Raw genomic sequence first — 23,736 nt, 5'->3', positions numbered from 1 at the left:
GTTGCTCACAAAAATTGTGGCAACCTTTTTTTTATTGTTCTTGTTTTTCTTTTTCTTTTTCTCGTTCGGCAGCCATTTCAGCAGCGATTACATCAATTTCTTTTTTCAGTTCTTCTACCATTGTTTCTTCTGGTACTTTACGAACGACTTGCCCTTTACGGAATAATAAACCTTCTCCGCGTGCACCGGCAATACCGATGTCAGCTTCACGAGCTTCACCAGGACCGTTTACGGCACAGCCGAGTACTGCAACCTTAATTGGAACTTTAAGTGTGGAGATGTATTCTTCGACTTCATTAGCAATGCTAATTAGGTCGATTTCAATACGACCACAAGTTGGACAAGAAATAAGTGTTGCGGCATTAGATGCAAGACCGAATGATTTTAATAGTTCACGTGCAACTTTTACTTCTTCAACTGGATCAGCGCTTAAAGAGATACGAAGTGTATTTCCGATGCCTTTACTTAAAATTGCTCCAAGACCGGCGGCGCTTTTTACAGTCCCAGCAAACAATGTTCCTGATTCTGTAATACCTAAATGTAATGGATAATCAAAAGCGCGAGCAGCTTTTTCGTATGCTTCAATTGCTAAGTTAACATCAGAGGCTTTCATTGATACGATAATATCGTGGAAATCTAAGTCCTCTAAAATTTTAATATGGTGCAGTGCGCTCTCGACCATACCATCAGCAGTTGGATATCCATACTTTTCTAAAATATGACGTTCTAATGAGCCGGCATTTACACCGATACGGATTGGAATGCCACGCTCTTTCGCTGCATTTACAACAGCTTCTACTTTATGGCGACGTCCAATGTTACCTGGATTGATACGTACTTTATCAATGCCGCCTTCGATTGCTTTTAAAGCAAGGCGGTAATCAAAATGAATATCAGCAACAAGTGGAATGTTGATTTGTTTTTTAATATCAGCAATAGCATTTGCTGCGCGTTCGTCTGGAACAGCAACACGAACAACTTGACAGCCAGCTTCTTCTAAACGTTTAATTTCAGCAACTGTAGCCTCAACATCATGCGTTTTTGTTGTCGTCATACTTTGTATAATTAATTCATTGTTACCGCCAATTGTTAAATTACCGACTTTAACTGGACGTGTTTTTGTGCGTTGAGTTATTTCATTCACGAATTGATCGCTCTCCTTATAAAAGAAGTTTCTTATTTTAGTCCCTTACATCAATGATAGTATGTGTGAGAAAGGGCTATAGAAACCAAAGTACTCGGTTTCACTTTTACTATTGTATCAGCGCTTTTATGTAATTGACAAGGATTAAGTGATTGCTTATTGATATAAGGGGAATTTATAAGACTTTCCAACTTGGATTTTTGTAGCAGATGTATTTTTATTTAATTGCTTAAAATCATCAATTACTTTTTCAATAGAAGGAATTTTTTTCTTATTAATAGCTTCTGTAATAGAAAGAACTGTATCGCCAGTTTTTACTTCGATTGCTTTATAAGCTGTATCCGTTTCTGTTTCTTTTTCTGTTTCTTTCTCTTTATTTTGTTTTGTATCTGTATTTTCTTTTTTTATCGTTTGGGCAGCAGATGTTTTTTTGTATGAACTTAACATCGGTAAAGTACCGATTTTTATGTCGTAATAAAATATATAACCGAGGACAAGCACGAATAAGAGTACACCTAATCTCTTCATATCCTTCACTCCTTTGCTAGGAATATATGCTTGTCCAAAAAAAAAATGCCTATTTAGGCATTTTTTTTATAGTTCTTGTTTTTCTTTCGGCTTTGGAACTTCTTTAATTGTTAAGTATAGAACGATTAAAACAACTGCAATGTAAATGAATGTTGCGCCAGGTACGTTTATTTTGAATAAATCCATAATCATAAAGAAGATTGTTGGAATTGTGTAGCTGTAAGCAGTTAATGTCCAAACTTGTTTATAAGATAATTTGCGTTGACCGCTCATCGCAGAACCGATGAAGGCAAGCAATGTAACTCCTACAAAGGTAATAAATAATTGGAACAAGTACAGTAAGAACCCAATAACGAATAATAAGATTGGATAAATACTGTCAAATAACGAAATGAAATCTTGTAAATCTTTTTTCTCAAGAGATGCGCCTAATAAGTCATTATAGGAGTATGTTTGTGTTTGACCATTCCCCATGGAGACTACTTTATCTTTTAAAACAAATAAACCTGTTTTATTTTGATATTTTTCTAAGTCTGTTGAATTTGGATCAAATACGAAAAGGGCATTTCCATCTTCTTTTTCGATAGGTTGATCAATATCAGCTGTTAGCTCGCCATTTTCAATTTTAAAATCAGGTAAATCTTTTTCGATTACTTTATTTACCATGTTAACACCATCTTGAATAACGCTACCGTACAAGAAAGTTCTTGGAATAGTAGTGATTAGGCAAAGAAGCATAATATACAAAATGGTTTTACCGATTTTTTGAAAACGGAAAAGCGCCATATCTTTAGGCGAATATACGCTTTTTGCTAGCTGTGTAAAAATGGACATAGATTCACTTCCTTTATGTATGTATAAAATCATTGTAACGTACGAATCTAGAGAAGCTCAAGATATATTATATTTACATATAGTAGAGAAGACTAAATTCCTTCTTATTAATTTACTTCTTTTAGTAGAGAAAAATACAATTGACACTTTTCTTTCGTATATGGTAAATTTATCTTACATTTTTCAAACGATATATCCGATTGGAATTTAGTTGTTTTTAATGGTACATACATAATCGTGGACCCTTAGCTCAGTTGGTTAGAGCAGACGGCTCATAACCGTCCGGTCGTAGGTTCGAGTCCTACAGGGTCCATATCCATTTCATATGTTTATTATGTCAGCAGGAAGCTTCCTTGTAGAAGGAAGCTTTTTTTCGGAATATATGAGCATTTTAATTGAAAAGAAGTGGGAATTTTGCTACTTTAATGATAGCAAGACAAAGCGATTTATTTGTTTGCACCCTATGGCAATTAGGGTAGAATGAAGTTGTAGGTCACATATGTAGTGACAATACATAAACCGGGAGGAATATAACAATGGCAAAACACGAATTACCAAATTTACCTTATGCGTATGATGCTTTAGAACCTCACTTTGATAAAGAAACAATGAACATCCATCATACAAAACATCACAACACGTATATTACAAACTTAAACGCTGCTTTAGAAGGTCATGCAGAATTAGCTGACAAAAGCGTTGAAGAATTAGTTGCAAACTTAAACGAAGTACCTGAAGCAATCCGTACAGCAGTACGTAACAATGGTGGCGGACATGCTAACCATACATTCTTCTGGACAATCCTATCTCCAAACGGCGGGGGACAACCAGTAGGCGAACTTGCAACTGCGATTGAAGCGAAATTCGGTAGCTTCGATGCATTCAAAGCAGAATTCGCAAAAGCTGGCGCAACTCGCTTCGGTTCTGGTTGGGCTTGGTTAGTAGTAAACAATGGTGAGTTAGAAGTAACAAGCACTCCAAACCAAGATTCTCCTCTAACTGAAGGTAAAACTCCAGTTATCGGTTTAGATGTTTGGGAGCATGCTTACTACTTAAATTACCAAAACCGTCGTCCTGACTACATCGGTGCATTCTGGAACGTTGTAGATTGGAACGTTGCTGAAAAACTTTACCAAGAAGCAAAATAATTAAAGTTAATACAGCTAGAAAAAAGCTAGGGGGTTTTCTCCTAGCTTTTTTCTATGTTCTCCTTTTACATAATTGAGCTTGTCTTTGGAAGACTAGAACATGAAGTAAAGGAGAGTTGTGTATGAAGTGGAAACATGTAATCGGTGATGTTGAAGTGAATCGGGATTTAGTATTATTGCTCGTTATAGGAGGTTTATACACGCTCGCAATTTCTTTATCGAATACGTTTGTAAACATTTATTTATGGAAGCAAACACAAAATTATGTGAATCTGGGCTTGTATAATTTGGCCAGCGTTGTATTGCAGCCTCTAACATTTCTTGTGGGCGGGAAATTAGCGAAACGTATTGATCGCTCGATTTTATTGAGAATCGGTGTAGGCACGTTAGCTGTTTTTTTTATCGTCGTTTTAGTAGCGGGAAAAAGTGCATCTCACTATATTTTATTAATGGGAGCTCTTTTAGGAGTTGGTTATGGTTTTTATTGGCTTGCTTTTAACTTGTTAACATTTGAGATTACAGAACCAGAAACAAGAGATTTTTTTAACGGTTTTCTAGGACTTCTTACATCGTTCTCTGGAATGATTGGACCGATAGCAGCAGGATATACAATTTCACGTATGGAAAAATGGAGTGGTTATACTGTCATTTTCTTCCTCTCGTTAATGCTATTTGCGGTTGCAGTCGTTCTAAGCTTTTTTTTATCGAAGAGGGAATGTGAAGGACGCTATGAAATTGTGCAAGTATTGAAAGAGCGGCAAGTTGATGAAAACTGGGGAAGAATTACGCGCGCTCATTTCTTCCAAGGTTTGAGAGAGGGAACGTTTATTTTCGTTATTTCGGTATATGTCTATTTAGCATCTGGTAGCGAGTTAGCACTAGGGAAATATAGTTTAGTGAATTCTGCAGTATCATTTGTATGCTATTATTTAGTTGCTCGTATGTTAAAGAAAGAATGGCGAAAAAAAGCAATTTTACTTGGCGGTATTATTTTATACGCGGTTGTATTTTTAGTTATTTTTAATGTTACATATACGAAATTACTTATTTATGCAGCATGTATTGCGGTTGCATATCCGATTTTACTCGTTCCGTACGGCTCAATGACATACGATGTAATTGGTAGAGCAAAACAGGCGAGAGAATGGCGTGTAGAATATATAGTGGTCAGGGAATTATGGTTAAATGCCGGAAGAATTTGTTCCATTTTAAGTTTTTTATGTGCTGTCATATTTTTTCCGCCTGAAAAAAGTTTACCTTTCTTACTATGTATTTTAGGAGCTGGACATTTTCTTATTTATTTTGCAGTTAAAAATGTCAAATATGATGAGGGGAATGTGAACAAAACCAGTGTTGTAGCGCAAGGAAGCACGCAGAATCAAACTGAACCAGAAGGTTAACTTATCGCGTGTTTTATGCTAGAATAGAAAAAGATGTAAGACAGCAGTGAGGGCACCTGTATGAAGGTGTCCCTTTCACATTACATAGCTGTTGGTAGAGGGGGTTTGTATGAGCAAGAAGCAGAAACAACAAAAGAAAAAGACCCACGTTCCTTTTCGGTTAAACGTGTTGTTTTTTTGCGTGTTTTTAATGTTCTCCGCGGTTATTGTAAGGCTTGGATACGTACAAATTGTTCGTGGTGAGGAATATAAAAATGAAGTTGAGAAAAAAGAAAACTCAACGATAAGTAATCCTGTACCACGCGGGAAAATATTTGATCGTAATGGAGAAGCGGTCGTAGATAATGAGCCTATTCGTACAATTACATTTACAAAAATGAAGGGATCAACTGCAGCAGATCGCTTAGAGACGGCGAAAAAGTTAGCAGATTTAATTGAAGTCCCAACAGATAAGTTAACAGATCGCGATAAGAAAGATTATTGGCTTGCTTTACATAAAGAAGAAGCAGAAGCAAAAATCACAAAAAAAGATCGTGAAGAGTTTAAAGTGAATAAAATTGACGATAAAGAACTAGATGAACGTCAACGAAATCGTGTAACAGAAGAAGAGATTAATCAACTGTCAGCAAAAGATTTAGAAATATTGGCGATCAAAAGTAAGATGGAAAGCGGATATGCAATGACGCCGCAAATCGTTAAAAAAAATGCAACACCGGAAGAATACGCGATTATTAGTGAAAATTTAGCGAAATTACCAGGTGTAGATACAAATGTTGACTGGGAGCGAAAATATAAGTATGACGATATGTTCCGAAGTGTACTTGGTGGTGTAACTTCTTCTGATGAAGGGTTACCGAGAGAAAGATTAGATCACTATCTTGTTCGTGATTATAATCGTAACGATCGTGTAGGAAAAAGTTACCTTGAGCAACAGTACGAAGATAGTTTACACGGCACAAAAGCTGAAGTTAGAAATGTTACAGATAAAGACGGTAATATTTTAGAAACTATTAATGTGTCACAAGGACAACGAGGTAACGATCTGAATTTAACGATTGATATGAAATTACAAAAGCGCGTAGAAGAAATTCTTACAAAAAACTTAATGAGATTTAAAGGGAGCGAACCTCTTTTAGACCGTGCATTCGTTGTAATGATGAACCCGAAAAATGGTGAAGTTTTATCTATGGCGGGGAAACAATTAGTGAATAAAGACGGGGAAACGAAAGTAGATGATTTTGCATTAGGAACGATGACAAGTTCTTATCCGATGGGTTCAACTGTAAAAGGTGCGACAGTACTTACGGGGTATCAAACTGGTGCGATTCAACCTGGAGCTGTACAGTATGATGAACCGATTAAATTAAAAGGGACACCTACGAAGTCATCTTGGAAACAGATGGGGTATATTAATGACCTTACAGCGTTAAAACAGTCTTCAAACGTTTATATGTTTAAAACAGCGATGAATATCGCTGGGGTTCCATATGTACGAGGCGGTACGTTAGATATTCCGAAAAGTGCGTTCGATACTATGCGTTACTATTTTGGTCAGTTTGGACTTGGTGTGAAAACAGGAATTGATTTGCCAAATGAAACTGCTGGTCAAATAGGTAAAGGAAATCAACCAGGTTTCTTATTAGATTTATCAATCGGGCAGTATGATACGTATACACCGCTTCAATTAGCGCAATATATTTCGACGATTGCAAATGGTGGATATCGTATGCAACCCCAAGTTGTAAAGGAAATTCGTCAGCCATCGGCGAAGCCAGAGGAAGTTGGAAAAGTTGTTCAATCCATGGAACCGAAAGTATTAAATCGTGTTGATATGCCTGAATCACAAATTAAACGTGTTCAAGAAGGATTTAGACAAGTGTTTAACGATACAGGTGGTACAGCTACAAAATACTTTACTGGTGCAAAATATAAAGCTGCAGGGAAAACTGGTACAGCGCAAACCGTATATGGCGGAGATAAAGAGATTGGTAAAAAAGCAGATGGTCAGCGTGTGGAGACTTATAACTTAACATTAGTAGGTTATGCCCCGCTCGAAGATCCAGAAGTAGCATTCTCTGTTGTTGTTCCGTGGGTACATGATGATAAGACTGGTATTAATGGATATATTAGTCGTGAAATTATGGATGCTTACTTTGATTTGAAAAACCAAGCATTAACTGGTGAAGCTCCGCAAGATGAAAAAGCGCAAAAAAATAAAAATCAAGATGATGAATAAAAAAGTTGTAAAAAAAGCACACTATCTGAAAAGATAGTGTGCTTTTTTTTATGCCTTACGCATATGGTTTAGTAAATGTGGACAAGCATAAAATATTGAAAAAACATGTAGTTTCAAAAACGATGAACACAACAAGATTAGTGCATACGCTCTAAGTTTGTTGTGTGTGATAGGCGATAGCAGTTTTATCCCGCATTTGAGGGCGTTAAAACTCCCACCTCAAAATTCAGCTGGAGCAAAGAAGTTAGGTGGGAGCCCTGCTGCCCGTAAACGCCCGATTGGTGAGGGCTAATAATTAGTGGGGGGATGAACAAAACCCCCACTAATTAAAGTTTCGCCTTATGGATGATTAGAAAATTTCCTGCATCTAAAGTACAAAAGTGAAAATAAAGTTTGTGTATACAGTTGTTTTTGTGGGACTTTACAAAACTTTTACAAATAATTAAAACCGAATTAATAGTTTAGCAGTATTCTTATATCTGTAATCCTGTTATTTCCGGTTACTTCTAGGAGGAAGAACACGTGAAATGGATGAGCACATCGATTAAAGTTTTGACATTATCGACATGTTTCCTTTGTTTTAATATGTCTACTGCATTCGCTACAAATGAAATGGGAGAAGTGAGAGTTGATGGATCCTCAACGGTTTTCCCCATTATAGAGGCAGTAGCAGAGGAATATACAAAGGCCCATCCAAACGTGAAAATTTCTATTAGTATTTCTGGGACAGGGGGAGGATTTAATCGTTTCAGTAAAGGAGAAGTAGATATAAACAATGCTTCGAGATTGATGAAACCGGTAGAAGAAAATGCAATGCAGAAAAAATCCATTCAATTTACACCATTTGAGGTTGCTTATGACGGTCTAACGATTGTTGTGAATCGTCAAAATACGTGGGTAAACAATATGACGATAGACGAGTTACGTCTATTATGGAGTGAAAATGGAAGATTGAAACGATGGTCACAAATTCATTCATCATGGCCTCGTGAACAAGTTAAATTTTATGCGCCAGGCGTAGACTCTGGTACTTATGATTATTTCCAAAATGTTGTCTTACAAAATAATCGCCTTGTAAAAACGGTTTCTTTGTCTGAAGACGATCAAGTTATTATGCAAGGGGTAATGAATGATAAAAATGCCATTGCTTTTGTAGGATATGCTTATTATATGGCCAATCGAGATAAGGTAAAAGCAATACAGGTGGATGGTGTATTTCCAACGAAAGAGACCATTCAGTCGGGTACGTATAAGCCATTATCTAGGCCGCTATTTACGTATGTGAATCATGCATCTATCAGAAATAAAATTAATGTAGCAAATTATGTTGAGTTTATGATTAAGCATGTTGGAAGCCTTGCTGAAGAGGTCGGATATGTAAAATTACCAAAAGAAAAATATAATGAACAGCTGCGAATGTTAACAGAAATAAAAAGGTAATGTCAGGGTGGAAAGGGGTTTTCATCTTTGGCTCATAATGACAAAAGTCAAATTACATTTTCTGTACAACATTTGATTGAGAGAAATACAAATAGAAGAAAAAAAACGCAGCGAATCAATCGAATTGTTCCGTTAATACTAAAAGCCATTGCTAGCGTGTCCATTGTAACGACACTTGGAATTATTATTACGTTGGCAAATGAAACAATCATGTTTTTTCAAAAGATATCATTGTATTCTTTTTTGACAGAGAAGGAATGGTTACCTTTTTTTGAAGATCCCAAATTCGGTATATTACCACTTATATGTGGAACAATCCTTGTAACAGCAATTGCCATGTTCGTAGCAATTCCTATTGGTTTAGGGTGTGCCGTGTTTTTAAGCGAATACGCTTCGAATGGCGCTCGGAAAATATTAAAACCGTTGTTAGAGCTACTAGCAGGCATCCCGACAATTGTATATGGTTTTTTCGCGTTAACAGTTGTCACACCACTTTTACAACGGGTTATACCAGATTTGCAGTTTTTTAATGCTATTAGTCCAGGTATTGTTATAGGGTTTATGATGATACCGACGATTGCGTCTCTCTCTGAAGATGCGATGAGAGCTGTAGCGAAAGGAATTAAAGAAGCCTCATTAGCGCTAGGAGCAACTCGTTTTGAGATGGTAAAACAAGTGGTGTTTCCATCGGCTTTTACGGGCATAATGGCAGCGATTATATTAGCAGCTTCCAGGGCAATTGGTGAAACGATGATTGTTGTTATTGCAGCTGGATCAACACCTAATGTATCGATAGATCCGACTCATTCTATTCAAACATTAACAGCCTATATTGTACAAGTGAGTTTAGGTGATGCTCCGCATGGAACGATTACTTATTACAGCATGTATGCTGTAGGTGCAACGTTATTTATGTTTACTTTTATTATGAATATCATTTCGCAATATATTATGCGCCGTTTTAGGAGGTTGACATAATATGCGAATGTTAAACCATAAGAACATACAAGAAAATATGGCGTCGCGTTTTTTAAAGGATCGGATTTACAAGTGTTTGTTTTATATAGCAATTTTGTTTTCAGTAGTAATACTTTTTATATTGCTTTTTCAAATTTTTGAAAAAGGTATAAGTTATCTTTCAATAGATTTCTTTACAAACTTCGCCTCACGTAATCCGAGAGAAGCTGGGATTGTCGCTGCTTTGTCAGGAACAATACTATTTATGAGCATTGTTATACCAGTCTCTTTTATATTTGGAGTCGGAACAGCTCTTTATTTAGAGCATTATGCGAAGGAGTCCGTTTTTAAAAGGTTGATTGAATTAAATAATCAAACATTAGCAGGGGTACCTTCCGTTGTGTTTGGTTTACTAGGGTTAACTATTTTCGTATACGCTCTCCATTTGGGAGAGAGCATAATGGCAGCGGCACTGACGATGAGTTTACTCGTCTTACCAACTGTTGTTGTAGCTAGTCAAGAAGCGATTAGAACTGTGCCGAGCTCATTACTAGAGGCTTCTTACGGATTAGGTGCTACGAAATGGCAAACGATGTATCAAATTGTATTGCCAGTCGCTTTGCCAGGGATTGTAACGGGATGTACGTTAGCGGTATCGAGAGCAATTGGTGAGGCAGCACCATTATTAGTTATTGGGGCCCTTGCCTTTGCAAATTATGTTCCGTTCAGTATGTTTGATAGATTTACGGTTTTACCAATTCAAATTTTTAATTGGATGAGTAGACCACAAGAAGAATTTCAGTATGTAGCAGCAGCTGGGATGATTGTTTTGCTAGGATTGTTGCTCTTTATAAATATATTTGTCTTATGGTTACGAAATCGAAAATAAGTTGGAAGTGGATGAAAGGGGAATTCAAATGGTAGCAACAGTAGTAAATGTACAGGTGAAAAATGAAAAAAAGATTGAGACAGCACCAAAAAAAATAGTATTTGATACGAAAAATTTAAATTTATGGTACGGAGAAGACCATGCTTTAAAAGATATCAACTTAAGTATTCATGAGAATGAAGTAACAGCGATTATCGGTCCAAGTGGTTGTGGGAAATCAACATACTTAAAAACGCTAAATCGTATGGTAGAGTTAGTGCCTATCGTTCGAACTACGGGCGTTATCGAATATAGAGAACGAAACATATTTAATAAATCATATCCAGTTGAAGAATTACGTACGCATGTGGGTATGGTGTTCCAAAAGCCAAATCCATTCCCAAAATCTATTTATGAAAATGTAGCATATGGTCCGAAAATCCATGGTGTTCGTGACAAAAAAACACTTGATGAAATTGTTGAAAATAGCTTGCGCGGCGCAGCTATTTGGGATGAGTTAAAAGATCGTTTGCATGATAATGCATACGGTTTATCTGGTGGTCAGCAACAACGTCTATGCATTGCACGCTGCTTAGCGATTGAGCCAGACGTAATTTTAATGGATGAGCCAACATCGGCGCTAGATCCAATTTCAACATCAAAAGTAGAAGAATTAATTCAGGAGTTAAAGAAAGATTTTAGTATTGTTATCGTAACGCACAACATGCAACAAGCAGCACGAATTTCAGATAAAACTGCTTTCTTCTTAAGTGGAGAAGTTGTGGAATATACAGATACGAACAAATTATTTACAACACCTGCAGATAAGCGTACAGAAGACTACATTACAGGACGATTTGGTTGATATCGCTAGCAAGGCTAAGAGTAAATGCCCTCTTAACAGAGGGCATTTCTCATTTTTACCTCATTTTAAATAGGGGAGTAATATTTCTCTTTTCTCAAGGCTTAATAAACATACAAGAGGCTGGGTAGGGGATTTATATAAAATGGCACATAATATTGAGGGGGAAGAAATGATGGTAAGAGAACAGTTTCAATGTGATTTAAAAACGTTACAGCAAAAGGTGATCGAGCTTGGTGAGTTAGCAAGTGGAGCTTTATTGATTGCTATGGAAGGTCTTCACAACAGGGATGTAGAGAAAGCGTTAGAAGTCATTGATGGGGATTATCGCATGGATAATTTAGAAGAGGAAATAAATGACCTTGCGCTTATGCTTATTACAAAGCAGCAGCCTGTAGCAAGTGATTTAAGAAGAATTTTCATTTCAATTAAAACAGCGACAGATTTAGAACGTATTGCAGACCATGCTGTTAATATTGCGAAATCAACAATTCGTCTTGGTGAAAAAGAAGTGGTTGTTAGTTTACATAATCTTGAGGGAATGTTTGAGATTGCTCATAAGATGTTAAATTTAGCATTAGAAGCATATGAGCAAGAAAATTTAACTTTTGCTAAACAAATTGCTGAAATGGATGATTCAGTTGATGAAATTTATGGGAAGGCGATTCGTGAATTTATTTCATCTATCCCTGGACAACCAGAAGCGATTACACAAATTACACAACTATCCTTTGTTGCAAGATATATTGAGCGTGTAGCAGACCATGTTACAAATATTGCCGAGAATGTATTTTATGTAGTAAAAGGAAAGCATTATTTATTGAATGAGTAGGGGGAAAAGTAGGTGATGAGAAATCACCTGCTTTTTTTAGTCAAAACATGACAAAAAAAGCTCGTTGTTTCCTTTAGTCTATGATGATAAGATGTATCATAATTGATGGGAAAATAAGTACATATGTGTTAGTTACGTATTATTAATTATTTTACCAAGTTAATGGTAAGCGCTTTCTTTTGGGTGGGAGTTAAAAGGTATATTTATTTATAAAGTGAGGCTTTAATTAGTGGGGCTGTCTCTCGCTGATTGTTAGATCATACCAAACCGGACTTTTACTGCAGTTAATGTGGGGTAAATGATATACGGAGTTCTTGAACATTATATAAGTGGAGGCTGAAGTATATGAAGGGGGTTATTTTAGCTGGAGGAAAAGGGAGACGCCTTAGACCATTAACATGTAATACTCCAAAACCGATGTTACCATTGTTAGAAAAACCAGTTCTTGAATATAATATTGAATTATTACGTCAGCATGGTATTCGTGAAATTGCAATTACAGTTCAATATATGAGTACTGCCATTAAGCAATACTTTGGTGATGGTAGTAAGTGGGGAGTTAACTTGTATTATTTTGAAGATTCTCCTCCGCTTGGAACAGCAGGGAGTATTAAGCAAGCGGAAAGTTTTTTAGATGAAACATTTGTTGTTATTAGTGGGGATGCATTAACTGACTTTCAATTATCAGAAGGAATTGCATTTCATGAACAGAAGAAGAGAATGGTAACGATGTTTGTGAAAGAAGTAGAAAACCCACTCTCATTTGGCTTAGTTGTAATGAATAAAGAACAAGAAATTATACGATATATAGAAAAGCCGAGCTGGAATGAGGTAGTTTCTAATATTGTGAATACAGGTATTTATATAATGGAGCCAGAAATCTTTTCTTACATACCATCCATGGAATTTTCGGATTTCAGTCATGATGTGTTTCCTTTATTGGCAAATAAAAATGCTTTATTTGCATATTTATCAGAAGACTATTGGCTAGATATTGGTACATTTGATCAATATCGGCAAGCTCAATTCGATTTGTTGACGAAAAAATTGAAGGTGCCTATTCCATATACAGAAGTATTACCGATGGTGTGGATGGGAGAAGGTGTAACGATAGGAAAAGGGACGAAAATTCATGGCCCTTCTTTTATTGGAGAAGGAGCAATGATTGGTGCAGGGGCTGTAATTGAACCGTACTCTATTATCGGGAAAAATAGTATCGTTTCAAGTTATTCTCATCTTCAAAAAAGCATCATTTTTGCAAACGCTCATATAGGAAAAAATTGTGAGTTGTTAGAAACAACAATAGGAGATCATACAATGGTCGAAGATGATGTTACACTTTTTCAAAAAAGTATTGTAGCGGACCATTGTCATATAGGGAAAAGTACAGTAATTAAGCAAAAAGGAAAAATATGGCCATATAAGGAGATAGATAGTCATTCGATAGTAGGTTCTGCCGGTGTTAAAGAGAGTGAAAAGAGTGCAGGGTGGTTACAAAAAAGCCGGATTTTAGGAAGGGGTAATGTTGAAATTACTCCTCAATTTATTGTGAAAGTTGCAATGGCTTATGGATCTCTTTTTGCTAAAGGAGAGAGTATATTGATTGGAAGTCAGGAAAATATAGAAACAACTTCCTTTAAAAATTTATTCCTCCATGCCATTCATGGCAGCGGGATTCATACGATGGAATGTAAAGAAATGAATGAGTCGCTTTTTCAGTATGCCATTCATAATTTGCAATGTGCAGGTGGAGTTTTCGTTCAAGTGGAAAGCGAAAGAGGGATTGTTATACAATTGTATGGTAAGGAGGGCTCATTTTTAACGTATAAGCAGCAAAAAGCGATAGAACAAGTATATATGTCTGAGTCGTTTTATTACGCTTCTGAGAAAGAAATGGGACGAAATAAGCTAGTTCACGTTTCTGTAAATAATTATGTAGAAGCTGTGTTAGAGCATATTGATATTGAAACGATACAAAAACAGAAGTTTCATCTTCTTATTAATAAGAGAAATGATATGTTACAACATTTACTTATGATTTTTTTGCAAAGGCTCGGATGCACAGTTACATGGATTTATGCGGGCGAACAAAAGCATCATGTGAAAGCCTTGATGAAATCAAGTAAAGCAAATATGGCACTTATGTTTTCAGAGCAAGGAAATTATTTCGAGTTATATGATAATCATAGTAATATTTACCAGGGAACAGATTTTGAAGAGGTAGATATTCCAGATTTATTACTTGAATCGGCAGGAAATATTTACCCGATGTCTTTGAAATTAGGAGAATGTTACCTTCTATTTTATACGCAGGATGAAAAAAAGTCGTTTCAAGCGAGATGGAAGCGAGATATTTTATATCGAATTGGAAAATTATTCGAGCTAATAGCATTGCAGGGAAAAACATTTCTCAGCATAGTAGAGCAATCACCTCCGCTCTATCTACTTTGTGATGAAGTTGTATGTTCATGGAATGAAAAAGGGAAAGTAATGAGGAAATTATTGGCTGATATGGAAAGAAAGGAAGAAGGTATATTTGAAGGAGTACAGTTCAAATATACCGAAAAAGAGTGGTCTTATATCGTTTCTGACACAAAACAACCGAAATTTTTAGTGTATTCGCATGCTAGAAACCCAGTAATAGCAAGGGAAAACATGAAAAATCTTATAGAAAAAATTAGACAATATCAAAAGGTGTAGAATTTTTATTTTAAAAGTGGTATTATAGTATAGTCTGATTTAAGTTATTAGTACTGGAGGGAAATAAGAATGCGTGTGAATATTACTCTAGCATGTACAGAATGCGGAGATCGTAACTATATCTCAAAGAAAAACAAACGTAACAACGCTGAGCGTATCGAGCTTAAAAAGTATTGCAAGCGTGACAAGAAGTCTACGTTACACCGTGAAACAAAGTAAGCAGTAGGAATATTTTCCTACTGTTTCTTTTTTTATTCGGTTCCTCTGTTAAAAGTGATACACTATCATCGTAGAGCAAAGTGTCACTGTGAGGGGGAAAATGTGTGAGAGAAGAGAAACTACGTTTACGTAAACAAATAATAGAACACATGAATTCTTTATCAGAAGAACGGTATACAACTTTATCAGAGCAAATTGCAGCTTCGTTGTATGCGCAAAAAGAGTGGGTTGAAGCTAAAACAATTGGAATCACCCTCTCAATGGAAAATGAAGTGAATACATATCCTATTATCGAAAAAGCTTGGGAAGAAGGAAAGAAAGTTGTTGTTCCGAAGTGTAATAAAGGAACACGAACGATGTCTTTCCGGAAAATTAGTAATTTTGATCAATTAGAAACAGTGTATATGAATTTACGTGAACCAATTCCAGCGCTTACGGAAGAAGTGAATGCAGATGAAATTGATCTTCAAATCGTGCCAGGCGTAGCTTATACAGAGCGAGGAGAACGGATTGGATATGGCGGTGGCTATTATGATCGTTATCTCGTGCATTATAAAGGGAAAGCGTTATCATTAGCTTATAGTTTTCAAATGGTAGAACATATTCCAGTAGAGCCATTTGATAAAAATGTAGAAAAAATTATTACAGAAAAAGGAACAATGGTTAAAAATGGGCTTGTATAGACAAATAAAAATTGACGAGACTTTTTCTTCGTGATTATAATAAAATATGTGAACGTTTTCTTATTATAATTTTTTATAGTAAGTGAGCATAGAGGGTGATGAAATGGTATCTATTTATGATATTCAGCAATTGCTAAAGAAATTTGGTACGATTATTTATACGGGTGATCGAATTGCAGATTTACAATTAATGCAAGATGAATTGCGTGAATTAAATCAATCACAGCTAATCGATCCACAAGACTATCAAACAGCTTTATTTTTATTGAAGCAAGAAATTCAAAAAGAGCTAAATAAGAATTAGATAAAGGTAGGTAAGTAACATGGAAGAGAAATGGTTAGTTGGTGTTGACCTTGGTGGTACAACGATTAAATTAGCATTTATTAATGTGTACGGTGAAATTTTACATAAGTGGGAAATCCCTACGAATACAAATGAACAAGGAAAACATATTACACTTGATGTAGCGAAAGCTATTGATAAAAAGTTAGAAGAATTAGGTGAATTAAAAAGCAAGCTAATTGGTATTGGTATGGGAGCTCCTGGTCCTGTACATGTGGCATCTGGAATGATTTATGAAGCGGTTAATTTAGGATGGAAAAACTATCCGTTAAAAGACTTGCTAGAAGTAGAAACAGGATTACCTGTTGTTATTGATAATGATGCAAACTTAGCAGCGCTTGGTGAAATGTGGAAAGGTGCTGGTGAAGGAGCAAAAGATTTAATTTGTATGACACTTGGCACTGGTGTTGGTGGTGGTGTTATCGCCAATGGTGAGATTGTACATGGTATAAGCGGTGCTGCTGGTGAGATTGGACATATTACAGTTGTTACAGAGAACGCTTTTCCATGTAATTGCGGGAAGTCGGGTTGTTTAGAAACGGTAGCCTCTGCAACAGGTATTGTACGTGTTGCTATGCAACAAATACAAGAGACAGATAAAGAAAGTGTTTTACGTTCTATGTTAGCAGAAGAAGGGCTTATTACATCAAAAGATGTGTTTGAAGCGCTTGGACAAGGTGACGAACTAGCAGGTGAAGTAGTGGAAAAAGTAGCTTCTTATTTAGGATTAGCTGTAGCGAACCTTGCTAGTACGTTGAACCCAGAGAAAATCGTGATTGGTGGTGGCGTATCTAAAGCTGGAGACGCACTATTAGAACCAATTCAACGTTATTTCGAGCAATATGCTTTCTCTCGTGCTGTAAAGAGCACAAAGTTAGCAATTGCAATACTTGGTAATGATGCAGGTGTAATTGGAGGAGCGTGGCTTGTAAAAAAGAACAAATACGAGGCGAAGATGATATAAGTTGTGAATAATGAAAAGAGGAAGGGGCCCCCTTCCTCTTTTTATGCAAGATCTTGTTGGAGAATAAAAATGTAAATGGATTAAGCTGGTGGGTACCCATTATATAGAACAGTCATGATTGTAAACCATCCGAAAACAAGTACGGTTGCAATAGCGAAGCCGCCCGCGAATAAGTTTTTTTCGCGAAGTGTTCTAAGCGTAGCAAATACAGCTAACAGAGTGACTAGCGTAAAAATAATAACAAGGCCCATACAATATCCTCCTCTGTCTACTCATTCCTTAGAATGAGTTTTTAGAATATTTACTCTTTTATATTGTACATGTTTTAAAAATGATTGTCGAGATAACACGCCTTCTTTTCCTAAGAGAAAGAAATGTTGTATCATTAAAAGTAAATTAAATAACTGGAGGAGATTTTCATATGAAATGGATACAAATGCCTTTAGGCCCATTACAAACAAATGCTTATATTTTAACGAATGATCAAAATGAGTGTATTATTTTTGATCCTGGTCATGAAGGAGAGAAACTTGTTACATATTTACAGGAAGCGCAGTTAAAGCCACTTGCGGTTTTATTAACACATGCTCATTTCGATCATATTGGTGCTGTTGATGCCGTGAGAGACGCTTTTCATATTCCTGTATACGTACATAAAGAAGAAGCGGATTGGTTAGGAGATGCAACTGTGAATGGCTCGCAAATTTTTATGATGAACCGCAGTATTACAGCAAAACCAGCAGACCATATTATTGACGAAGAGGGTACATTAACGATCGGTTCTTTTAGTTTTGAAATTTTTGAGACACCAGGACATTCTCCAGGAAGTATTTCTTATTACAGTAAAGAAGCGAATGCTGTATTTTCTGGAGATGTATTGTTCCAAATGAGTATTGGAAGAACGGATTTACCTGGTGGAAGTTTTGCTGAATTAATTGGAAGTATTGAAGAGAAATTATTTGTATTACCAGATGAAACAGCGGTGCTATGTGGACACGGTCCAGAAACAAGCATTGGTTTTGAAAAAGAAAATAATCCATTTTTACAATAAGGAGTCATTATGGGGATGGAGCTCAATTTAAGAGAATGGATGGGAAAAGAAAAGGATCATTCGATTTCATATAGTACGTATATGAACCTCGTATTATATGCAGAGGAACATGGGTATTATATGAGAGAACGTGAAAAAATCGGAAGACAGGGAGATTTTTTTACGAGTAGTAATGTATCTTCTGTATTTGCGAAGACTTTTGCTAAGTTTTTTATTCGGCTTGTTGAAAAGGGAGAAGTTTCTCCAAATATTTGTGAGATTGGTGGGGGAACAGGAAAGTTTGCCTATGATGTTTTACAAGAATGGAAACAATTATCTCCGGAAACCTTTATCAATTTAAACTATTCAATTATTGAAGTGAGCCCTTTTCATAGAAGGCTACAACAGGAGAGGCTTTGCTTATTTGATAATGTGTCGTATTATACATCTTATATTGAAATGGGAGAGTCTTTCGAAGGAATTATTTTTTCGAATGAATTATTTGATGCGTTTCCTGTTGAGATAGTTGAGAAAAGAAATGGAATTTTGTATGAAGTACGTATCACGTATACAGATGAGGGAAACCTTACAGAAGTATTTAGACCGATAGAGAAAAGAGTCGGTCGTTACTTATTGAAATATAACATTCATATTGCTGAGGGACAGCGCTTTGAAGTGCCTATTGCAATGGAAGAGTATATAGAAGAAATTGCGAAATGGTTTCAGAAAGGTATATGTATTACAGTTGATTATGGATATACAAAAGAGGAATGGATGCATCCTGCACATCGTGAAGGAAGTTTAAGAGGATATTATAAGCACAAGCTAATTCGTAATCCTCTTGCATATCCAGGAGAAATGGACCTTACTACGCATGTTCATTGGGATGAGTTGAAGATGAATTTTGAGCTGCACGGAATTAATACGATATGGCATAGGAAGCAATCAGAGTTTTTGTTAGCGGCAGGAATATTAGATCAGCTTGCTAGCCATCAAGATACCAACCCTTTTTCTGAAACTCAAAAACTAAATAGAGCTATTCGCTCTATGATTTTGAACGGAGGATTAGGTAATGCTTTCGATGTTGTTATACACACAAAAGATATGAAGAATTTACTTTTGAATCAATATTTAACGATATGAAAAAAACAAGACACAGTATTTTCTGTGTCTTGTTTTTTAATACGACTTTTAATTATGTAGCATTATATATTTTCTCTCATGATATATATTTATATTAAAGATATGAGATGAAAAATATAGAATACACTCTTTTTCTCTGTCTATAGGTCCCTAACCTAATAATACACGAACGAGTTGAATAATTGTTTCGTTTTCTACTTTGTAGTAAATTTCCAATCCTTTTCTTTCACTAGAAACGATTTTAGCACTTTTTAACTTTGCTAAATGCTGTGAAATTGTAGATTGTGGCATGTTTAAGCCTGTGTACATTGTAGAAACGTTGCTTGGGCCACGTTCAATTAATCCCTTTACAATACATAAGCGAACAGGATGAGCAAGCACTTTCAATAATTCTGCATTGCTTTCATATAGTTCTATTTCTTTTTGAAAGGTTTCTAACATGTTCTTTTCCACCTCCGTGTGAGCTGTTATACCATACTATACATACCAAAAAATCAAAGAAAAGAAAACAGTTGTTGCAGAAAAAAAGTCCTAAAGTAAAGAAATTGTAAGAAAAGAGACCCTGATGTAAATAAAATAGATAAATTTGCACAGTTTTGTAAAATGACATTTTTGAGTGAAAATTTTGATGCGTTTCAAAAATTGAAAGATATAGATATATTCGTAACACAATTTTATCATGATTTTCTTATTCTTTCAAATGAATATACAAAATTTTTAAAATAATATGACAAAGGAATTATAATGTTATATATAGAATATATAACAGGTTAAAAGAAAAGAAGCTGATTATGATCAGCTTCTTTATAATGGTGATAATGAAATATTTGAATGTGGCTGATAAATCTTAGAATGATCAAGTTATTAGTCATTTATTCTAGAGTTCATCTTGTATCAATTTTAAAAATCTGTGATTCCATATATTTTCATAAAAATTAATTGTCTCTTTTGCGGACATAAATGGATTATTTAACGTAGAGGTTGTTTTCTGTATCATGAAGTTTTCGTATCCTAGTCCATGGGCAAATTTAATCGTAGCATCCATACAGTACTCTGTTTGGGCACCACAAAATTCAATATGATGTACAGATAATTGGTCTAAAATCTCTTTTAAGTTCGTTTTATAAAATGAATTTGCATGTGTTTTTCTTACAAAAAAATCTTGTTCTTGAACATCTAGATCGGTATGAATAGCCCAAAGTTCTTTTTCGGGTACTAAATCATCATCACAATGTTGAACAAAAATGATTGGTTTATTTGATTTTCTATAGGAAGAAATTCTTTTATTTACTTTTGTAAGCAAGTTTTGTAAATCAAATAAATGCTCTCCGCTATAACATACCCCATTTTGTAAATCGATAACGATTAAAACATCTGCACAAGTATCCATTATTTTTGCCCCTTTTTTACTTTTTAATATATCAATTAATTCATTATTTGGAAATAGATGGTGCTCTTTCGTTTTTTTATGAACTATACGAAAAGTAAAAAATATACTTAACGGCATAAAAAAGAAGATATGAAAACTTAATTTCATATCTTCTGTTCGTCCTATGCATTTACAGGCTCTTCTACATAAGAAAGGGCATTTTCAAAATCGGATATTAAATCGTCAACATTTTCAAGGCCAACGGATAACCGAAGTAATGAATTAGAAATACCTCTTTCATCACGAGCTTCTTGCGACAGTGCTGCATGTGACATTTTAGCTGGGTAGGAAAGAATCGATTCGACAGCTCCTAAACTAACTGCGAAGACAGGTAATTTTACTTTTGATAAAAATTGGCGGAGTGCGTCTTCTGATTGTAAAGTGAAAGATAGGACAGCTCCGGCTGATATAGCTTGAGATTGTTGAATGTCAAATCCAAGATGTGTTTGTAAGCCAGGATAATAGACATTTTGAACTTTAGTGTGCTCTTGTAAAAAATGTGCGATTTTGTTGGCACCTGCAGCTGAATGTTCGAGACGTACATGCAATGTTTTAATGCCGCGAAGCACGAGAGAACAATCTTGCGGTCCTAAAATAGCACCAAAAGCGTTTTGTAGAAAGCCGAGCTTTTGAGCGAGTTCTTCATCTTTTACGACAGCTAATCCGGCGGTGACATCGCTATGACCAGCAATAAACTTTGTAGCGCTATGAAGAACGACATCTGCGCCAAGATCAAGCGGTTTTTGAAATAGTGGTGTCAAAAATGTATTATCAACAAAAGTAAGAGCACCAATAGATTTTGCAAGATTAGAAACAGCACGAATATCTGTCACTTTTAAAAGTGGGTTAGAAGGTGTTTCTACATAAAAGAGCTTCGTATTTGGTTTAATGTTTTCTTTTACTTCTTCCACATTGGTCATATCAACAAATGTATGTGAAACACCATAACGGGAGAGAACTTCAGTAACAATTCGATAAGTACCTCCATATACATCTTCTGAAATAAGAACATGGTCACCTTGTGAAAGAAGGAGAAATGCAGTAGAAATGGCTGCAATGCCTGATGCAAAGGCAAATCCTTTTGTCCCACCTTCTAATAAAGCAATGATATCTTCAAGAGCTTCACGTGTTGGATTTCCAGATCTACTATAGTCATACTTTCCGAAAGCATCTACATCAAACTGATGGAATGTTGATGTGTTATAGATGGGAACGTTAACAGCTCCTGTGTGTGAGTCATGCTTGTATTGATTATGCAGTAAAAGCGTATCTATGGAATAACTCATATTCTTACACCTTCTTTTACAAGTTTAATTGCTTGCTTTAAGTCTCGAATTAAGTCGTTGCTATTTTCGATGCCGACTGAAAAACGGAGAAGACGATTACACACACCACGTGCTGTTCGAACATCTTCTGGAATATCGGCATGAGTTTGCGTTGCTGGATAAGTCATTAAACTTTCGACACCGCCAAGACTTTCAGCAAATGTAATTAAGGATAAAGATTGTAAGAAAGGATTAATCCAAGTTTCGTCTTGAAGGCGAAATGAAATCATACCACCTCTTCCTGGATAAAATACATCTGTCACACCATCTTCAGCATTTAAATAAGCAACAATTGCATGAGCGTTTTCTTCATGCTGTTTCATGCGAAGTGCTAAAGTCTTCATGCCTCGAATTAATAGCCATGAATCAAACGGGCTTAAGACAGCACCAGAGGCATTATGATAATGAGCAAGCTCCTCGCAAAGAGATTTCCCTTTCGCAACGACAAGTCCGCTTAGTACATCGTTATGACCGCCTAAATACTTAGTTGCGCTATGAAGGACGATGTTTGCACCTTCTGTTAATGGTTGCTGTATATAAGGTGTATAGAACGTGTTATCTACAATAAGAAGTAGTCCGTGCCTTTTCGCTACACTTGCTACACTTACGATATCAGTTACTTGCATTAATGGATTAGTCGGTGTTTCTATGAAAATAGCCTTCGTTTGAGATGTGATTGCTTGCTCAATTTGTTTAATAGATTGTGTATCTACGTATCTACATCGAATATTCCACTTGTCTTCATGTTCGGAAAATAGACGATATGTTCCCCCGTATAAGTCTTCAGATACGATAAGCTCATCTCCGGAACGGAATAGTGAAAGGACAAGGAGAACAGCCGCCATTCCTGAACTACAGGCATACCCTTGCTCACCACTTTCTAAGTCTGCGATTGCCTGTTCTAAAAGGCCGCGAGTCGGATTTCCAGTTCTTGAATAGTCAAATCCAGTAGATTTACCAATTCCTTCGTGACGATAAGCAGTTGAGAAATAAACAGGTGGATTAACCGTTCCTGTTGTAGCTTCGCTACGGTTCCCGATTTGTGCTAGTTTTGTTTCGATTGTTGACATGTGAAAATACCCCCTTTTTAAAGTGAACGACTAAGTGAAAATAAAAAAAGCCTTCTAAGAAGAAGGCTTTCGGATTGAATAGAGTCTTCTTCTCATCTGTCAAATCTTTCACAATTTGCTGGAATTAGCACCTTATTAACGAATGAATGTTAATGGTTGCTGAGGCGTCAAAGGGCCAGTCCCTCTACCTCTCTAGATAAGAATGTTCGTATGAAATTTTATTATGGTTTTAACTTTACAACAAAAGATAATTGAATTGCAACTTTATTTTAAATAATTTTTATTTTTCCACAAGTGTCATTGACTTTTATTTTAGTGCGTGCTAAATTTATAAAAAATTAACAAACATTGTTAAAAGGGGAACGTATTTCCTTTTAGCTACATAAATAAAATAATAAAGACAAACTCTTATTGAGAGCGGTGGAGGGAAAGGCCCTGTGAAACCCGGCAACCTTCAAACTAAATGTTTGAAACGGTGCTAAAACCTGCAAAACGTGTGTTTTGCATAATAAGAGGAGGAACAATTATGTCCCCCTCTTCAAAGTGAAGAGGGGGTTTTTATATTGATAGAAATGAGGGAG

General features: G+C 35.8%; 23 protein-coding genes, 1 tRNA gene and 2 riboswitches. Of the genes, 16 read left to right on the top strand and 8 right to left on the bottom strand.

Features of this window, described 5'->3' with window-relative positions; genetic code table 11:
• Positions 1-31 precede the first annotated feature (31 nt).
• From ispG to yqgB, 3 genes are all read right to left on the bottom strand, one after another.
• Positions 32-1,144, bottom strand: coding sequence for a flavodoxin-dependent (E)-4-hydroxy-3-methylbut-2-enyl-diphosphate synthase (ispG, locus tag I6L50_RS27255; protein ID WP_219303551.1), 1,113 nt, complete (start codon positions 1,142-1,144; stop codon positions 32-34).
• A gap of 156 nt (positions 1,145-1,300) precedes the next feature.
• Positions 1,301-1,672: a hypothetical protein gene (locus I6L50_RS27250; RefSeq protein WP_219303550.1), complete on the bottom strand. Its 372-nt coding sequence runs from the start codon at positions 1,670-1,672 to the stop codon at positions 1,301-1,303.
• Positions 1,673-1,738: 66 nt separating this feature from the next.
• Positions 1,739-2,506 carry a protein YqgB gene (gene yqgB, locus I6L50_RS27245; protein WP_002034056.1) on the bottom strand — a complete coding sequence of 256 codons (768 nt, stop codon included), beginning with the start codon at positions 2,504-2,506 and terminating at the stop codon, positions 1,739-1,741.
• 239 nt (positions 2,507-2,745) lie between these two features.
• Here yqgB and I6L50_RS27240 point away from each other — a divergent pair.
• The 14 genes from I6L50_RS27240 to glcK all read left to right on the top strand — a co-directional run bounded on the left by I6L50_RS27240 (position 2,746) and on the right by glcK (position 17,158).
• A tRNA-Ile gene (locus tag I6L50_RS27240) sits at positions 2,746-2,819 on the top strand.
• A 223-nt stretch (positions 2,820-3,042) separates the two neighbouring features.
• On the top strand, positions 3,043-3,654 hold the full coding sequence (gene sodA, locus I6L50_RS27235) for a superoxide dismutase [Mn] (RefSeq protein WP_001052029.1): 612 nt from the start codon (positions 3,043-3,045) through the stop codon (positions 3,652-3,654).
• Positions 3,655-3,776: 122 nt separating this feature from the next.
• Positions 3,777-5,054 carry an MFS transporter gene (locus I6L50_RS27230; RefSeq protein ID WP_219303549.1) on the top strand — a complete coding sequence of 426 codons (1,278 nt, stop codon included), beginning with the start codon at positions 3,777-3,779 and terminating at the stop codon, positions 5,052-5,054.
• Positions 5,055-5,163: 109 nt separating this feature from the next.
• A complete protein-coding gene (locus I6L50_RS27225; protein WP_113935591.1) occupies positions 5,164-7,290 on the top strand; it encodes a peptidoglycan D,D-transpeptidase FtsI family protein in 2,127 nt (708 codons plus the stop codon).
• Positions 7,291-7,812: 522 nt separating this feature from the next.
• Positions 7,813-8,730 (top strand): PstS family phosphate ABC transporter substrate-binding protein, encoded by a 918-nt coding sequence (locus tag I6L50_RS27220; protein WP_219303548.1) that lies wholly within the window; start codon positions 7,813-7,815, stop codon positions 8,728-8,730.
• A 27-nt stretch (positions 8,731-8,757) separates the two neighbouring features.
• Positions 8,758-9,708, top strand: a complete 951-nt coding sequence (gene pstC, locus I6L50_RS27215) for a phosphate ABC transporter permease subunit PstC (protein ID WP_002088646.1) — start codon at positions 8,758-8,760, stop codon at positions 9,706-9,708.
• A 1-nt stretch (position 9,709) separates the two neighbouring features.
• Positions 9,710-10,576, top strand: a complete 867-nt coding sequence (gene pstA / locus I6L50_RS27210) for a phosphate ABC transporter permease PstA (protein ID WP_219303547.1) — start codon at positions 9,710-9,712, stop codon at positions 10,574-10,576.
• 28 nt (positions 10,577-10,604) lie between these two features.
• The gene (gene pstB / locus I6L50_RS27205) at positions 10,605-11,420 is read left to right on the top strand and encodes a phosphate ABC transporter ATP-binding protein (RefSeq protein ID WP_219303546.1); all 816 of its coding nucleotides are present in this window, start codon (positions 10,605-10,607) and stop codon (positions 11,418-11,420) included.
• A gap of 172 nt (positions 11,421-11,592) precedes the next feature.
• A complete protein-coding gene (phoU, locus tag I6L50_RS27200; protein ID WP_033715045.1) occupies positions 11,593-12,249 on the top strand; it encodes a phosphate signaling complex protein PhoU in 657 nt (218 codons plus the stop codon).
• A gap of 345 nt (positions 12,250-12,594) precedes the next feature.
• Positions 12,595-14,949, top strand: coding sequence for a sugar phosphate nucleotidyltransferase (locus tag I6L50_RS27195; RefSeq protein WP_113935588.1), 2,355 nt, complete (start codon positions 12,595-12,597; stop codon positions 14,947-14,949).
• 69 nt (positions 14,950-15,018) lie between these two features.
• Positions 15,019-15,168, top strand: coding sequence for a 50S ribosomal protein L33 (gene rpmG, locus I6L50_RS27190; RefSeq protein ID WP_001265616.1), 150 nt, complete (start codon positions 15,019-15,021; stop codon positions 15,166-15,168).
• A gap of 104 nt (positions 15,169-15,272) precedes the next feature.
• The gene (locus tag I6L50_RS27185; RefSeq protein ID WP_002034038.1) at positions 15,273-15,851 is read left to right on the top strand and encodes a 5-formyltetrahydrofolate cyclo-ligase; all 579 of its coding nucleotides are present in this window, start codon (positions 15,273-15,275) and stop codon (positions 15,849-15,851) included.
• Positions 15,852-15,954: 103 nt separating this feature from the next.
• Positions 15,955-16,155 carry a YqgQ family protein gene (locus I6L50_RS27180; protein ID WP_000253699.1) on the top strand — a complete coding sequence of 67 codons (201 nt, stop codon included), beginning with the start codon at positions 15,955-15,957 and terminating at the stop codon, positions 16,153-16,155.
• Between the two features lie 19 nt (positions 16,156-16,174).
• Positions 16,175-17,158 carry a glucokinase gene (gene glcK / locus I6L50_RS27175; RefSeq protein ID WP_113935587.1) on the top strand — a complete coding sequence of 328 codons (984 nt, stop codon included), beginning with the start codon at positions 16,175-16,177 and terminating at the stop codon, positions 17,156-17,158.
• An 80-nt stretch (positions 17,159-17,238) separates the two neighbouring features.
• Here the strand turns inward: glcK and I6L50_RS27170 are convergent, their stop codons facing one another.
• The gene (locus I6L50_RS27170; protein ID WP_002034036.1) at positions 17,239-17,409 is read right to left on the bottom strand and encodes a DUF2759 domain-containing protein; all 171 of its coding nucleotides are present in this window, start codon (positions 17,407-17,409) and stop codon (positions 17,239-17,241) included.
• A gap of 170 nt (positions 17,410-17,579) precedes the next feature.
• On the opposite strand from I6L50_RS27170, the gene I6L50_RS27165 reads away from it, so the two are divergent.
• Positions 17,580-18,209: an MBL fold metallo-hydrolase gene (locus tag I6L50_RS27165; protein WP_002015137.1), complete on the top strand. Its 630-nt coding sequence runs from the start codon at positions 17,580-17,582 to the stop codon at positions 18,207-18,209.
• 9 nt (positions 18,210-18,218) lie between these two features.
• On the top strand, positions 18,219-19,331 hold the full coding sequence (locus I6L50_RS27160) for a class I SAM-dependent methyltransferase (protein WP_219303545.1): 1,113 nt from the start codon (positions 18,219-18,221) through the stop codon (positions 19,329-19,331).
• A 150-nt stretch (positions 19,332-19,481) separates the two neighbouring features.
• Here I6L50_RS27160 and I6L50_RS27155 read toward each other — a convergent pair whose 3' ends face one another.
• From I6L50_RS27155 to I6L50_RS27140, 4 genes are all read right to left on the bottom strand, one after another.
• Positions 19,482-19,772 (bottom strand): ArsR/SmtB family transcription factor, encoded by a 291-nt coding sequence (locus tag I6L50_RS27155; protein ID WP_000894375.1) that lies wholly within the window; start codon positions 19,770-19,772, stop codon positions 19,482-19,484.
• Positions 19,773-20,208: 436 nt separating this feature from the next.
• Positions 20,209-20,721, bottom strand: coding sequence for a cysteine hydrolase family protein (locus I6L50_RS27150; RefSeq protein WP_219303752.1), 513 nt, complete (start codon positions 20,719-20,721; stop codon positions 20,209-20,211).
• A gap of 161 nt (positions 20,722-20,882) precedes the next feature.
• Positions 20,883-22,046: a cystathionine beta-lyase gene (metC, locus tag I6L50_RS27145; RefSeq protein WP_219303544.1), complete on the bottom strand. Its 1,164-nt coding sequence runs from the start codon at positions 22,044-22,046 to the stop codon at positions 20,883-20,885.
• On the bottom strand, positions 22,043-23,155 hold the full coding sequence (locus I6L50_RS27140) for a methionine biosynthesis PLP-dependent protein (protein ID WP_219303543.1): 1,113 nt from the start codon (positions 23,153-23,155) through the stop codon (positions 22,043-22,045). Before I6L50_RS27140 ends, metC begins: the two co-directional genes overlap by 4 nt.
• Before the next feature lie 89 nt (positions 23,156-23,244).
• A riboswitch (SAM riboswitch) is annotated at positions 23,245-23,358 on the bottom strand.
• A 202-nt stretch (positions 23,359-23,560) separates the two neighbouring features.
• Positions 23,561-23,670: riboswitch (SAM riboswitch) on the top strand.
• Positions 23,671-23,736 lie beyond the last annotated feature (66 nt).

The organism is Bacillus sp. FDAARGOS_1420, assembly GCF_019344915.1.
GTDB lineage: Bacteria > Bacillota > Bacilli > Bacillales > Bacillaceae_G > Bacillus_A > Bacillus_A mycoides.
The sequence above is the reverse complement of the archived record's forward strand: the minus strand, read 5'-3'. Positions and strand labels throughout refer to the sequence as shown.

Coding starts and splice junctions, on each gene's coding strand:
- I6L50_RS27250 (WP_219303550.1), bottom strand. CDS start 1,672: ATGAAGAGATTAGGTGTACTCTTATTCGTGCTTGTCCTCGGTTATATA.
- yqgB (WP_002034056.1), bottom strand. CDS start 2,506: ATGTCCATTTTTACACAGCTAGCAAAAAGCGTATATTCGCCTAAAGAT.
- sodA (WP_001052029.1), top strand. CDS start 3,043: ATGGCAAAACACGAATTACCAAATTTACCTTATGCGTATGATGCTTTA.
- I6L50_RS27230 (WP_219303549.1), top strand. CDS start 3,777: ATGAAGTGGAAACATGTAATCGGTGATGTTGAAGTGAATCGGGATTTA.
- I6L50_RS27225 (WP_113935591.1), top strand. CDS start 5,164: ATGAGCAAGAAGCAGAAACAACAAAAGAAAAAGACCCACGTTCCTTTT.
- pstA (WP_219303547.1), top strand. CDS start 9,710: ATGCGAATGTTAAACCATAAGAACATACAAGAAAATATGGCGTCGCGT.
- pstB (WP_219303546.1), top strand. CDS start 10,605: ATGGTAGCAACAGTAGTAAATGTACAGGTGAAAAATGAAAAAAAGATT.
- phoU (WP_033715045.1), top strand. CDS start 11,593: ATGGTAAGAGAACAGTTTCAATGTGATTTAAAAACGTTACAGCAAAAG.
- I6L50_RS27195 (WP_113935588.1), top strand. CDS start 12,595: ATGAAGGGGGTTATTTTAGCTGGAGGAAAAGGGAGACGCCTTAGACCA.
- rpmG (WP_001265616.1), top strand. CDS start 15,019: ATGCGTGTGAATATTACTCTAGCATGTACAGAATGCGGAGATCGTAAC.
- I6L50_RS27180 (WP_000253699.1), top strand. CDS start 15,955: ATGGTATCTATTTATGATATTCAGCAATTGCTAAAGAAATTTGGTACG.
- glcK (WP_113935587.1), top strand. CDS start 16,175: ATGGAAGAGAAATGGTTAGTTGGTGTTGACCTTGGTGGTACAACGATT.
- I6L50_RS27170 (WP_002034036.1), bottom strand. CDS start 17,409: ATGGGCCTTGTTATTATTTTTACGCTAGTCACTCTGTTAGCTGTATTT.
- I6L50_RS27165 (WP_002015137.1), top strand. CDS start 17,580: ATGAAATGGATACAAATGCCTTTAGGCCCATTACAAACAAATGCTTAT.
- I6L50_RS27160 (WP_219303545.1), top strand. CDS start 18,219: ATGGGGATGGAGCTCAATTTAAGAGAATGGATGGGAAAAGAAAAGGAT.
- I6L50_RS27155 (WP_000894375.1), bottom strand. CDS start 19,772: ATGTTAGAAACCTTTCAAAAAGAAATAGAACTATATGAAAGCAATGCA.
- I6L50_RS27150 (WP_219303752.1), bottom strand. CDS start 20,721: ATGGATACTTGTGCAGATGTTTTAATCGTTATCGATTTACAAAATGGG.
- metC (WP_219303544.1), bottom strand. CDS start 22,046: ATGAGTTATTCCATAGATACGCTTTTACTGCATAATCAATACAAGCAT.
- I6L50_RS27140 (WP_219303543.1), bottom strand. CDS start 23,155: ATGTCAACAATCGAAACAAAACTAGCACAAATCGGGAACCGTAGCGAA.